Source organism: Streptomyces sp. NPDC059169 (assembly GCF_042755225.1).
Classification (GTDB): Bacteria; Actinomycetota; Actinomycetes; order Streptomycetales; family Streptomycetaceae; genus Streptomyces.
In genome coordinates this window covers 79,951-92,577 of sequence record NZ_JBHZCF010000009.1, presented here as the reverse complement: position 1 = coordinate 92,577, position 12,627 = coordinate 79,951, and the positions used below count along the sequence as shown (strand labels likewise).

At 72.3% G+C, this 12,627-nt stretch carries 13 protein-coding genes; 3 read left to right on the top strand and 10 right to left on the bottom strand.

Features of this window, described 5'->3' with window-relative positions; translation table 11 throughout:
* Positions 1-3: 3 nt before the first annotated feature.
* Both ACFXOM_RS18490 and ACFXOM_RS18485 read right to left on the bottom strand, forming a co-directional pair.
* The gene (locus ACFXOM_RS18490) at positions 4-348 is read right to left on the bottom strand and encodes a hypothetical protein (protein ID WP_385038470.1); all 345 of its coding nucleotides are present in this window, start codon (positions 346-348) and stop codon (positions 4-6) included.
* Between the two features lie 476 nt (positions 349-824).
* Entirely contained in the window at positions 825-2,288 is a 1,464-nt protein-coding gene (locus tag ACFXOM_RS18485; protein WP_384932171.1) for a phytoene desaturase family protein, read from the bottom strand.
* 260 nt (positions 2,289-2,548) lie between these two features.
* Between ACFXOM_RS18485 and ACFXOM_RS18480 the strand changes: the two genes are divergently transcribed.
* The gene (locus ACFXOM_RS18480; protein ID WP_385038467.1) at positions 2,549-3,277 is read left to right on the top strand and encodes a hypothetical protein; all 729 of its coding nucleotides are present in this window, start codon (positions 2,549-2,551) and stop codon (positions 3,275-3,277) included.
* A 405-nt stretch (positions 3,278-3,682) separates the two neighbouring features.
* Positions 3,683-3,892 (top strand): three-helix bundle dimerization domain-containing protein, encoded by a 210-nt coding sequence (locus tag ACFXOM_RS18475; RefSeq protein WP_384932165.1) that lies wholly within the window; start codon positions 3,683-3,685, stop codon positions 3,890-3,892.
* 74 nt (positions 3,893-3,966) lie between these two features.
* Here ACFXOM_RS18475 and ACFXOM_RS18470 read toward each other — a convergent pair whose 3' ends face one another.
* Positions 3,967-5,406: an MFS transporter gene (locus ACFXOM_RS18470; RefSeq protein WP_384932613.1), complete on the bottom strand. Its 1,440-nt coding sequence runs from the start codon at positions 5,404-5,406 to the stop codon at positions 3,967-3,969.
* 381 nt (positions 5,407-5,787) lie between these two features.
* On the opposite strand from ACFXOM_RS18470, the gene ACFXOM_RS18465 reads away from it, so the two are divergent.
* Positions 5,788-6,648, top strand: a complete 861-nt coding sequence (locus ACFXOM_RS18465) for a helix-turn-helix transcriptional regulator (RefSeq protein ID WP_384932610.1) — start codon at positions 5,788-5,790, stop codon at positions 6,646-6,648.
* 243 nt (positions 6,649-6,891) lie between these two features.
* Here the strand turns inward: ACFXOM_RS18465 and ACFXOM_RS18460 are convergent, their stop codons facing one another.
* The 7 genes from ACFXOM_RS18460 to ACFXOM_RS18430 form a co-directional block, all read right to left on the bottom strand.
* Positions 6,892-7,125: a hypothetical protein gene (locus ACFXOM_RS18460; RefSeq protein ID WP_384932162.1), complete on the bottom strand. Its 234-nt coding sequence runs from the start codon at positions 7,123-7,125 to the stop codon at positions 6,892-6,894.
* A gap of 272 nt (positions 7,126-7,397) precedes the next feature.
* Positions 7,398-8,678, bottom strand: coding sequence for a S8 family peptidase (locus ACFXOM_RS18455; protein ID WP_384932159.1), 1,281 nt, complete (start codon positions 8,676-8,678; stop codon positions 7,398-7,400).
* 596 nt (positions 8,679-9,274) lie between these two features.
* The gene (locus ACFXOM_RS18450; RefSeq protein ID WP_384932156.1) at positions 9,275-9,643 is read right to left on the bottom strand and encodes a UBP-type zinc finger domain-containing protein; all 369 of its coding nucleotides are present in this window, start codon (positions 9,641-9,643) and stop codon (positions 9,275-9,277) included.
* Between the two features lie 139 nt (positions 9,644-9,782).
* Entirely contained in the window at positions 9,783-10,094 is a 312-nt protein-coding gene (locus ACFXOM_RS18445; protein WP_384932607.1) for a low affinity iron permease family protein, read from the bottom strand.
* Between the two features lie 237 nt (positions 10,095-10,331).
* On the bottom strand, positions 10,332-10,571 hold the full coding sequence (locus tag ACFXOM_RS18440; protein WP_384932154.1) for a hypothetical protein: 240 nt from the start codon (positions 10,569-10,571) through the stop codon (positions 10,332-10,334).
* The gene (locus tag ACFXOM_RS18435) at positions 10,555-10,806 is read right to left on the bottom strand and encodes a DUF6400 family protein (protein ID WP_384932152.1); all 252 of its coding nucleotides are present in this window, start codon (positions 10,804-10,806) and stop codon (positions 10,555-10,557) included. Before ACFXOM_RS18435 ends, ACFXOM_RS18440 begins: the two co-directional genes overlap by 17 nt.
* A gap of 306 nt (positions 10,807-11,112) precedes the next feature.
* Positions 11,113-12,624 (bottom strand): carboxyl transferase domain-containing protein, encoded by a 1,512-nt coding sequence (locus tag ACFXOM_RS18430; RefSeq protein ID WP_384932149.1) that lies wholly within the window; start codon positions 12,622-12,624, stop codon positions 11,113-11,115.
* Between the last annotated feature and the right edge of the window lie 3 nt (positions 12,625-12,627).

Here is a 12,627-nt window from a genome sequence, read left to right as displayed (position 1 = left end):
GCGTCACTTGTCGAAGATCGATTCGGCGCCGGCGCCGCTGTCGGCGGTCTTGCCGCTCGGGGCGGAACCCATGCTCGAGATCTTGGTCATGTTGCCGACGGCCTGGCGCAGTGCCTTGGTGCCGGCAGCAGCCTTGGCGTGGACGTAGCCGCGCTCAGCAGCCTTGCCCACCTTGGTGGCGGCGCGCACCAGACCGCCGATCGCGGCCGGCGCCGGCTGGCCGTCCGCCTTGACGGCGGCCTGCTGCGCGACCGGCTGGGCCGGAGCGGCCTGTGCCGCACCCTGCGTAGTCAGGACCATGGCGACGCCGCCCAGCATGAGCCCGGTCGCCGCGATGACCTTCTTCATCTTCTCTCCCCTTGGTGTGTTTCCGGTGCCGGCACGGGTTGAGCAGTCGATGCCCGGCCGCGTCCCCTTTGGGAAGAGGCACGGCCCGGGTTCATATCGATATTCGCCCGGGTCTCCCTGTGTGAACAGAGGGACAAGCACGCGAACGTAGTCGCTGAGGATTTCCACCGAAGTCACTGGACGAGCTCGGTGGAAATCCCTCCCGTACGTGGTTCGGTGCGGGAATCGACGGTTCATGTACCGACGAAAAAAATACTAGTCGGGGAACAGGGGCAGGATTCCGATGTTCCCGCGACAGCATGTGGAACACCCACAACAGCTTCCTGTCACCTCGGGGAACCGGGGAAAGCGAAGAGCCCCGTCCCATGCGCGGGAACGGCGGCACGGGGCGGGGCTCGGTCCGGTGGTGGACCGGGCACGACAAACGGCTCGGTGGGAGCCGGAAACGGGAGGGCAGGCTAGTGCCGACGAACTCCCTACTGCTGCGCGGTGGGCGCCAGGCACGGCTGCGTTCGGACACCGAACTCACGACGCAGCGCAGATCGGGCGGCCAGCAGTCCCGACATCCCGTGCACACCGGGGCCCGGCGGGGTTGCGGCTGAGCAGAGGTACACACCCCGCAGTGGCGTGGTGTACGGATCGAGGCGGGGCGTGGGGCGCAGCACGCTCTGACGCAGCGTCATGGCACCCGAACCGATGTCACCGCCCACGTAGTTGGGGTTGTACGTCTCGAATTCACGGGCGCTGATGCCGCGGGAGGCGATGACGGTGTCCCCGAATCCCGGCGCGTACTGTTCGATGCGCGAACGGACCAGCGCCACGGGATCGCGGGAGTCGCCGTTGGGTACGTGCGCGTACGCCCACACCGGGCGGCGGCCCGGCCGGGCACGGCCGGGGTCGGCCGCGGCGGGGTCGACCACGAGGACGAAGGGCTCCGTGCACATCCGTCCCCGGGCGGTGTTCGTCTCAGCGAGCCAGATCTGCCTCTGGGTGCCGCCCAGGTGCACGGTGCCGGCCTTGCCGACCTCACGGTTGGTCCAGGGAATCGGTTCGCTGACCAGGAAGTCGGCCTTGGCCGCGCCGGGGCCGTAGCGGAACGCGGCGAGCGCGCGGGCGTATCCGGCCGGCAGTCGCTGTCCCGCGATGCGCATGAACTCCTTCGCCCCGACGTCCAGGAACACCGCCTTGGGCGAACCGAGTTCGCGCAGGTCGTCGATGCGGCGCCCGGTGTGGAAGGTCCCGCCGTGTGAGCGGATGTCCTCGGTCAGCGCCTGGGCGATGCGGATGCTGCCACCGCGTGGCACGGGCCAGCCGGACCCGTGGGCGAGATGGCCGAGGAGAAGCGCGACCGCGCCCGATGCCGGACTCGGCAGCCGCCCCACGGCGTGTGCCGCCACGCCGGTCAGCAGGGCGCGCGCCGCATCCGTGTGGAACCGGCTCCTCGCCAGGGGCGAACCGTGCACGAGGGCCTGCCGGGCGAACAGCAGTGCGGCACCGAGATCGTGCGGCGGGGTGCGCTGCGCGGACAGCACCAAGTCGACCACGGCCTCGCTGTGGTCGAGCAGCGGTTGCATCAAGCGCCGCCACCGGACTCCGTCCCGGCCCAGTCCGGCGCAGGTCGCTGCCAGATCACGGTAGGCCACCGCAGCCCGGCCGTCCGCGAGGGGGTGGGCGTAAGCGGCCTCCGGGTGCAGGAGTTCCACCCCGCGGGCGGCGAGGTCGAACGCACGGAAGAAGGGCGACGCGGCAGCCATGGGGTGCACCGCCGAGCAGAGGTCGTGGACGACGGCGTCGTCGAAGAGCGCGGTGCTGCGCAGGCCGCCACCGATGTCTTCGGCCTGCTCGTACAGGGCGACCCGCAACCCTGCCCGGGCCATGGTCACTGCCGCGGCCAGTCCGTTGGGTCCGGTGCCGACGATCGCCACGTCCGGCTCGCTCATCGTCCGCCTCCTTCGACTCCGGCGCCCGAGGGCGTCCTTCCGCGCCCCACCCTGCCAGGCACCGATCACCCGCCCCGGCACCGCCGGCGTCAGCATCCGGACGCGCCCATGCAGCATCGTGCCATTCTGCTGGGGGCGTTGCCGCAGGTCACAGCCGTGGAACAAGATGGCGCTGCCCGATCCGGCCCGACGCCCGGACCGGATCGCACCGGGCCGGTTCCGGAGCCGGTGCGCCGCGCACGCACGAACGGGATCGAGACATGGCACTCAACGACGCACGCAGGTACCGGTGGCCCGCCGCGCTGAGCACGGCGGTGCTGTTGGCTGTCACGGGCTGCGCCGGTACCCCGGCCGCGCCGCCGGACGAGACCGCTGCCAAGGCCCTGGACAGCGTCCGCACCGCCTCCTCCGTCCATCTTCGGCTGCACCAGGACGGCCCGGAGGCCATGAGCGTAGACCTGGACGTGGACCGCGCGGGAAAGTGCGCCGGACGGATCACGACGGCGGACGGCACCGTACAGGTCATCAAGGTGGCCGAGGAGTGGTGGATCAAACCCGACGAGAGGTTTTGGCAGACCCACTTCGGCGCCCCCGGGAGCGGCCGTGCGGGCACCGTGCGTGGCGCGGTCCCGGAGCCGTACCGCGATCGCTTCCTGCACGGCGGAGCGGAGGACGAACAGCCCGGCGGAATGGCGGCGTTGTGTGACCTGAAGGGCCTTCACACGACGCTCGCCGAGGAGGTCGGAGCCGGTCCCTTCACCGCGGGTGCGCCCGTTGTGGTGGACCGGACGCGTGCGGAGACGGTCACCGGAAGGGGCGGCAGGGTGCAGATCCGTGTGGTCGACGGAGGCAGGCCGCACGCGGTCAGTGTCGTACAGAGGGGTAGTTCCACCGTCACGACGACCTTCACCGACTGGGACGCTCCGGTACGCGCCGCGGCACCGGCGTCCGGAAGCAGTGTCGACATCGGCCAACTCAACGGACACTGAGGCCCGGGCCCGGCTGCGCCCTCGAGCCGCCGGGGACCCGCCCGGGTTCGTCGCAGACCTGGTCCTCGAACCACCCCCGAACCTGTCCGCCGCCAGTACCGCGGCACCGGCAGTACGCGGCCGCATCGCCAGGGAATCCCCGTCCCCCGGACGGACGCAGGGCGGGTGAATCCCGCACCGTGCCTACCGGCACCGCGGTCGGCGCGTGCCCGTGCCGGTCGCGCCCGGGCCGGCGTCGGCGCCGGTGCGTCGTCCACCGCGCGGGTGCGCACCTACCGCGCGGAGGGTACGGAATCCGCCCGTCCATGGAGACGGCGGCGGCTCGGGTTGGCGGGAGATCGACTTTCTCGGGGATCGAGTCGGGGCCAGACTCGACGGGGACGGGGGCGGACCGGAAGGGCAGGCATGACGGTGGAACCCGATGATGCGCTCACGATCAGGGACGTCTCCGAGCGGCTGGCCAAGTCGGTGCCGGGCGTGACGTCCCGGCAGATACGGGAGTCCGTGCAGACCGCTTACGACGAACTCCGCTACGCGCGGGTCCGCTCCTATTTGCCCGTCCTGATGGAACGCCGGGCGAAGGACCTCCTCGCCGCCGAGCACCTGCATCCCTGACGGCGACCCCGCAGCCGGGGCCGGGCCCACGACCGCTCCCGCCGCTGCGGAGTTCCGCGCTGCCGCGCCGGCCGCTAGCCGATCGTCCGGGGCAGCCGCAGGCTGAGCCCGACCGTGAGGGCGATCCCCGCGAGTTGCACCAGCAACGTCGTCACCAGGGCGTTCCGCATGCCCAACCCGGGGACCAGGCCCAGGAACAGCGTTCCGAGCGTGGCGACGCCGAGGGCGAGCGCCGATTGCTGGGTGGTGATCATGACGCCGCTGCCCACGCCGGCACGGGCCGGCGGCACCTCGGAAAGGATGATCCGGAAGAGGACGGGGAGCTGGAGCGCCTGGCCGAGTCCGGCCACCGCGACGCCGGGCATCAGGGACACCACACCGAGGTCGGGCCAGTCGCGCCAGGTGGTGAGCGCGATGAGGGCCACGCCTGTGCCTTGCGCCAGCCCACCGGCGGTCACCACGCGCGTGCCGTAGCGGGCGACGAGCCGTGGGCCCGCGAGCGAGGTCGCGAAGAAGACGGCAGCCATCGGCACCAGTGCGAGACCGGCCGGCACGGGGTCGAGCCGCGCACCCTGCTGGAGAGCCACCGCAATGACGAACATGAAGCCGCTGAACCCGATCGAGAACGGTACGACCATGACGAGTCCGCGGCGCAGCGACAGCAACCGGAACAGGCTCGGCGGCACCAGCGGGGTGCGCCCCCTCCGGTCGGCTCCCAGCTCCACCCGGTAGAACGCGTACGCCGCGAACGGGAAGGCGGCGAGCATGAGCCAGGTCCACAACGGCCAGCCCGCGGCCCGCCCCTCGGTCAGCGGGACGAGCAACGCGAGGAGCGCGGTGGCGAGGAGCAGTGTGCCCGGTACGTCGACGGGCTCGGGGCGCTGGGAACGGGTCTCGGGCACCGACCGCGTGGCGAGGAGCAGACCGACCAGCACGACGGGGACGTTCACGAGGAACACCGAACGCCAGCCGGTTCCGGCGACGTTCCAGGTCACCAGCAGCCCGCCGAGGATCTGCCCGGCGATCATGGAGAGCCCGGCCGTCGCGCCGTACAGTCCCATCGCGCGGGCCCTCCGCGGGCCGGCGGTGGCCGCCTGGATGGTGGCGAGGACCTGCGGGAGCATCATCGCGGCGGCGGCGCCCTGGGCCACGCGCGCCGCCACCAGGGACCAGGCGTCGGGAGCGAGGCCGCAAGCCAGCGAGGTGACGCCGAAGGCAGCCATACCGCCGAGGAAGAGCCTGCGGCGGCCGAGCATGTCGCCGAGGCGACCGCCGAGCACCAGGAGCACCGCGTACGAGACGCCGTAGCCGGCGACGACGAGTTCGAGGACGGCTTCCTGGGCGGCGAGGTCCCGGCTGATCGTCGGCAGGGCCACGTTGACGATGAAGAAGTCGATCAGGGGAAGTGCTGCGCCGAGCAGCACGGTGAACAGGCCGATCCGGTCGAGTCCGGGGGTGTCCGTCGTCCGGGTACCGGCTGTGCGGTCAGTGGTGAGAGTTCCGGTTTCGTTCACGGACACCAGCCTTCTCCTCGGTTGAGACTGGTACCAGAGTCTTCTTATCCTGGTACAAGAAGTACCTGGCAATAGGTTCGACGGGTCCGGCAGGCTGGAGTCATGGCTACCACGGTGCAGCACGCGGGGACGGAGGGGCGGGCGGCGTCCGCGCGCAAGCGACCGACCGCGCAGGCGGTCGGGGCGCCCGCGGCGCGATCCGGGCCGGACGAGGGCGGCGGGCCGACGAACGTGGCGGAGGCCGCCGGTGCCGGCGAAGACGCCGGGGCTATCGGGGCGACGGAGACCGCCGGGAGCTCCGGCCCTCCGGGGGTGGCCGGGCTTTCCGGGGACGGCGGACCTGATGGGACGCCTGCTGGAACCGCGGGGCGGCCTGCCGGAATCCGGGGTGTCCGGCCCCTGGCGGAGGCCGAGATTCGGCGGCACGAACTCGCCGCGTTCCTGCGGAGCCGCCGCGAGCGGATCAGCCCCGAGCGGGTCGGGCTGGAGCGCGGCCGCCGTAGGCGTACGCCGGGGCTGCGCCGCGAGGAGGTCGCGCAGCTCTCAGCGGTGGGCGTCACCTGGTACACCTGGTTGGAACAGGCCAGGGACATCCAGGTCTCGGTCCAGGTCCTCGACGCGCTCGCCCGCACCCTGCTGCTCGACACCAGCGAGCGGGCCCATCTGTTCAATCTGGCCGGTGCGGCGGATCCGGCCCCCCGCACCCCGTGCCCCTCCGTCACCCCCGCCCTGCGCCTGGTACTGGAGCAGTTGGAGCCGATCCCCGCGTGCATCCAGAACAGCCGGTACGACATCCTCGCCTACAACCGCACCTACGGACGGTTGTTGTGCGACTTGGACGGGATCCCGGAGGAGGACCGCAACTGCATGCTCCTCATCTACACGAACGAGGAGTGGCGTTCGTCGGTGGTCGCCTGGGAGGAGACCTCACGGATCATGGCGGGCAAGTTCCGTGCCGCCATGGCCGAACACCTCGCGGAACCGGCGTGGAAGGTGCTGCTCAAGCGGCTGCAGGCCGTCTCGCCCGAGTTCTGCGAGGAGTGGGACAGGCATGAGGTGGTGGTCTCGCGCAGCAAGCGCAAGCAGATCCGCAACGCCTACGTCGGAGTCCTCACGGTCGACCACACCGATCTCTGGCTCGGCCCGGACAACGGTCCGCGCATGGTCACGTACGCCCCGGCCGATGAGGAGACCCGGCTTCGTTTGGAGCGGCTCCACGAGCTGGCGCTCGATCCGTCCTGAAAACGGCGGGGCGGCATCCGTGGGCGGGGCGCCGTTGGCCCGTCCAACGTCCCGGACGGACCAACGGGCGCCCCGGACACACCGGGACCGCGGAGCCCGGTGCGGTGGCCCCACGGTCCGGTCTGCATGACCCATGGCCATCCAATGCCTCTGCACAACCCCGCCGTTCGGATAACGGTGCGCCAACGTGCCCGTGTGTCAGGAGGGTTGCGGCCCTGCGAGTGCGATGTGCCACGGCCGCGGCTACCGTACGGCGACCAGGATGATCACGACGTCGTTGAAGTTCCTGTCGAACCTGTTGAAGTTGTTGTAGTAGCTGTTGTAGTAGCCCCGATCGCAGTTGCGACCGTCTCTCCAGTCCGAGCAGCGGTAGTCGGTCCTGGTGTCGCTCGCGGCGAACGCGCTGGTGGCCGGCAGCACACCGAGTGCGAGCCCTGCGACCCCTGCCGAGAGTGCGGCAACGATCCTGCGGCGCATTCCCATGCACCTCCGAGCATTCTTCGGGGAACCTGATTTTCAGGCACTTTCCACCCTCCTCCCCTCCTGGTGTGCTGTCAAAGAGAGAGCGAGCGCGACGTCGCCGGGCAGCGGCGGACGGTTCCGGTGGTCGGGGTCGGGCCGGTGCCGGGCGGTGCGAGTGGGCCCGAGCGGTGGGGGAACGGCCCCCGGGGTGCGGACGCGAGCATCCGCACCCCGGGGGCCGTGCCGTGCTACGACGGGCTGATCGCCCTCGGGCAGAGCGTCTTCGGTCAGAACGTACTGACCTTGAGGAGCGGTTCCTTGGTGGCGTCACCGTCCCCGGCGGCGTTCCAGTCGGAGCTCCCGGCGGCGATCAGTGCCGCCTTGACCTGTGCCGGTGTGGCCGTCGGGTGGGTGGCCCGGTAGAGGGCCGCGCCGCCCGCGACGTGGGGCGAGGCCATGGACGTACCGGACAGGGTGGCGTACCTGCCGCCGAAGTAGGTGGAGCGGATGCACACGCCCGGGGCGATCAGGTCGACGTCGGCACCGTAGTTGGAGAAGTCCGCGAAGGTGTCGTCCTGGTCGTTGCGGCAGGTGGGCCGGGCGAGGCCGCCGGGCTTGCCGTCGAAGTCCGCGAGTGCGCTGACGGTGATCACCTCGTCGTAGGAGGCGGGAGCCGTGTCCTTCGCGTCGGCGTGGTCGTTGGCCGCCGCGACCACGTACGTGACGCCCGCGGCGACCGAAGCGCAGATGGCCTGGTGCATGGCGTCGCCGTCGGTGTTGCCGCAATTGCCGTCGTCGGCGCCGTCGCCGCCCAGGCTCATGTTGGCGACGTCGATCTGGTCGGCGTGCTCGGTGACGTAGTCGATGCCGCACACGACGTCGGCGGTGGAACCCCATCCGAGGGGGCTGAGCACCTGGACCGGCCAGATCCGGGCGCCGGGTGCCATGCCGACCACCCCCCTGTCGTTGTCCAGTGCACCGATGATCCCGGCGACGTGCGTGCCGTGCCCGTGCATGTCCTGCGGGGACAACTGGGGGAACCAGCAGTTCTTGCCGCCCTGGGCGAACACGTTGAGGTCCGGGTGCCGCAGGTCGACGCCGGTGTCGATGACGGCGACGTCGGCGTTGACCCGACGGTCCTTGCCGTCGATGCCGGCGGTCGGGCTGAGGTCGGCCTCGGCCCGGTCCACACCGGTCGGGGTCGACTGGGCGGCGGCTCGAACCCAGCGCTCGGGCTGGACCGATGCGACGTCCGGGTCCTCGGCGAGTGCGGCGGCCGCACCTCGGGTCATGGACGCCGAATAGCCGTGCAGTGCGTGTCGGTAGACGTGGCGCACCATGGCGCCCAAGGAGGACGCCTTCTCGACCGCCGCGTCGACGGCAGCGTCCGCGTCGACGGCAGCGTCCGCGGCTGCCTTCGCGCTCCTCGGCGCAGCAGCATCCTTGAGGGTCACGATGTACCGGCCGGGGATCTGGTCGGACTGCGTAGGTGCCGTGGCCACTGCGGGGGTCGGTGAACCGGCCGCCAGGGCGAGCGCGAGTAGGGCGGCACCGAAGATCTTGGGCATCCCGCACCTTTCTTCAGGGATTCGAGGAGAGCGAACCGTTGCTCCGGTCGAAGATTTCCGGTCCATCCGGTCCGCTTAAGCGCCCACAGCTAGCAGGTTTGGGGCGGTGCGCCGGGCCGACATCCGGCGGTCCGCGAATTCCCTGAGGCCCTGTCAACCATGTGGCGGTGTCCCCGCCATGGTGTGACGTTTCGCCTTGGTGGCGGAACGCGGACGTCTCCCGGCCGGCGTCGCAGCGCTTCGGACAGGTCCCGTGCCGTTCGCCGGGGACACCGGGCACGCGGGGTACCACCCGGGAGCGGGCCGACCGCTACCGGCTGGTCCGCCGTCCGGTGGTGTCGGTGCCGGACGGGTTCGCCGCGCTCTCCTCGGGAAGCGGCCCGCTGCACCCCTTCAGGCCCGTCCTGCCAGGTGACGGTCCCGGACGTCGGCGCGTCGGTCGTGCACGTCGGTCGGGATCCCGCGGGGCGGGCACACGGGAACAGCACCGGAGCGGCACCGTGGCGGTCCGGACGGGGAGCAGGAGACGGACGGCACAGCCGTCGGTGTTCGAGAGGGGGCGGGGCGTCGCCCGGTGCAGAAGCGCGGGCGCAGTCTCAGCGCAACCGCTGTTGCCAGTCCGCCGGAACCCTTTCCCGCGGTCCGGGAGTCGTCTGCGACGCGGGGTGTGCCGTGGGCGGGGACAGCGGGGGACCCTCGTAGTACTGCTCCGTCTCGACGTTCCAGAACCAGTCCTCTTCGGGCTCGAAGCTGGTCAGGAACGGGTGCCCAGCCTCACGCGCGTGTTGCGTGGCGTGCCGGGAGGGCGAGGAGTCGCAGCATCCGATGTGCCCGCAGGCGGCGCAGCGGCGCAGGTGCAGCCACCAGCCCGGTCCCTCACCGGCCAGGCACTCCATACAGCCCGTTCCGCTCGGAGTCGCGGTAGGGTCGATGCCCGGGACCCGGTCGTGTGCGTCGTGTGCCATGGGAGACGCCTCCCCGTTGCGGCTGCCCGGGCGGGGGCTCGCGGGCCCGTCCAGGACGGGAGCGGCTCGCCGCCCGCTTTCCCAGCATCGTAACCGTGAGCCTGCGCCCCGGCCGTCGGGCCGGGGCCTGCGGGCGTGCTCAGATCTCATCCTCCGGCCGGATCGCGGACCGCAGGTCGTCGTATGCCTTCCCCGGCGGCCCTTCCTGCGCCTCCGGCATCGCCGCGGCGATGGCGTCGAGCTTGCGCTGGACCGCACGCTCGGCGCGGAGCTCCGAATTCTTGAGCAGCGCGAGGAGGAGCAGGGTCACGGCCGTCATGCAGTCCCCCGCGAACAGCTGCCACCTCACGCCCACCTCGACGATGTGCACGGCGAACACGGCGACGACGAGGCACAGGCAGAACACGAAGAAGGACGGGGAGCTGCTGAGTCGGGAAGCTGCCTCGGCCAGCGGGGCCGCGCCCGGCCCCGCTCGATCGGCGGGGTGTTGAATCGTCGTACGTCCCGGCTACCCCGCCAGCCGTTCGGCACCTCCACGAGGCTCCGAAGAGCCGGCGGCCGGCACCGTGGAGAGGGTCCTGCGCCGGCCCGTGAGCCGACGCCGAGCGGACCGCGGATGCTGCACGATCCGCCCCGGCCTCCGGACGGGGGCCGCCGGCAGGAGCGGGCGGCTCGGGACGCCGGCTGTCTAGCAGGGGCCGTCGGGCCGGGAGGAGCCGTGGCGCCGGGTGTCGACCGACCACATGTGCGTGCAGCTGGGGCACTGGAGATGGACCCGGGCGCCCTTGTTGGAGATCAGGTAGCGCCAGTGGTCGCGGCAGTTGCGTTGGGCGGCGCAGGCCGTGCAGCCTCGGGCGTCGTCGCAGCCGGGGCAGCGGACCCAGGCGCGCCGCGCGATGTCCGCCTGCGGGTCAATGGGCAGTCGCACGACCCGTGCCCCCTCCCGGAAGAACGCCGGCGGCCACGAGCACGTCGTACGTCCGCTGCTGGTCGGCGTCGAGGTCGGAGTAGAGCAGTGCGTACGCGGCGTCCTCTGCTTCCAGGGCGGCCACCGGGTCCCAGTCCGGACCGATCGCGGCCACGACCTCGGCCCGCCGCCGGGCCTCTTCGAAGGTCAGGTCGATCGTGAAGGGTATGAGGTCGGGTGCGCGGTCCTGGTCCATGGCGAAGACTCCGGTGGGGCTGTCGGGTCTGCCACGTCTACCAGAGGCCCGCTGCCGCGTGAAGCGCCGATGCAGGGGGCCTCCGTCACAGCCCGGCCGCCGGTCGTGCACGCAGTGCGGGCGAACCACCCGCAGAACCAAGCGGAACGGGGTGTTCCTGTCCTTGCGCGCGGGACGTCCGGTGCGTGGCGCTGTGACGCACCTCATGGCCGCTTCGTCCCGCTCCCCGGACCGTGGGGGTACCCCGCCCGCCCGGCGTGGCACTCTTCCCGCGCCGAGGGAGACGCGGGTACTGCTGGATGTGGGTCACGCACCGTGCACGGACGGCACGATTCCCCGCACGATCCCGAGCTCCACCAGGTCCGTCGGGCGCAGGCGCAGCTCGTCCGCGGTGGCCGCTGCCCGAGCCGGTCCGCGTTTGAGGATCGAGGCGGCGAGCTCCGGGGCTATGACGGAGAAGTAGCTGTCCGGCGTGACCCAGGTGTTGCCCGGGGCGGCCAGGGCGAGGGCGCCTCCGGAGCCGCCCTCGCCCACCACCAGGGTGGTGACCGGGACCCGGGCGGCCGCCATCGCCGCGAACGCCTCGGCGATCGCCGCACCGGCGCCGTCCCGCTCCGCCTCCGCGTCATTGGCGGCACCCGGGGTGTCCACGAGCGTGAGCACGGGGATCCCGAGCCGGTCCGCGAGTCGAACGAGCCGAGCGGCCGTCCGGTACCCGGCGGGCCGGGTCGCCGTCCCGCCCTGCGCGGCAAAGGCGACGGACCGGCCGTTCCGCAGGCCGAAGCCGCAGGTCACGCCAGGGTCCGTGCCACCGCACCGATCACCTCGGACGTCCAGGCGCCGCTCGAAGTACGCGTCGAGGTACGCCCCGGCCCGGGGTCGGTCCGACGCCCGTGCCCGCTGCACGGCCTCCCACCCGGTGGCCGCGCCCGCCGGGGTCCCGAGCGCACCGGGCGGCGGCACCGCCGTACCGCCGTCCCCGCCGCCGGTCAGGAGCGTCAGCCACAGCGACACGGTGGACCGCAGGTCCCCCGCACGGACGACCGCGTCGATCTGGCCCGCCGCCAGTTGGCCCTCGGCCGTGTACGCCGCGGGGTCGGCGTCCGGCGGTCGGACCCGGGAGCCCGCGAAGCCGACCTGGGCCGACGGGAGGGCGAGGACGACGTCCGCTCCCGCGCCGAGGGTCGCCCAGCCGCCACCGGTCGTCGGGTCGCGGAGCACGGCGAGCTGGGGGAGCCCGGCCGCGCGCGTGAGCGCCGAGGCCCGGGCCACCCGCTGGAGCTGGGTGAGGGCGACCACGCCCTCCTGCATCCGGCTGCCGCCGGTCGCGATCAGCGACACGACCGGCAGACGGTGCTGACGGGCGTGGGCGAAGGCCGCTTCGAGCCGGTCGCCGCTGCGCATCCCCAACGAGCCGCCGAGGAAGCCGAACTCGAAGGAGACGAGCACGGTCGGGTTGCCGCCGATCTCCGCGGTGCCCCAGACGACGGACTCGTCCTCCCCGGTACGTGCCGTCGCCCGGGCACGCGCGGAGGCGTAGCCGGCCCAGCCGAGAGGTCCGTCGCCGGTGGCCACCGGGGCGGTCGGCCCGACGGCCGTCGACGCGGGCGTGCCCGTGGCCCCAGCATCGTCCGAGGTCGCGGGGCCGTCCGAGGTCGCGGCGCTCTCCGCGGGCCCCGGCCCGAGGGCTCCTGCGCGGTCCGGCGCGTCCGCGGGGGCGGCCCGGGGCGCGGGCGGCACGGGGCGGGGTATCCGGTTCACCGGATCCGTCTCGTCGAACCGGTCCGTGAGCAGGGCTATCGCTTCGCGTGCCGTCATCCG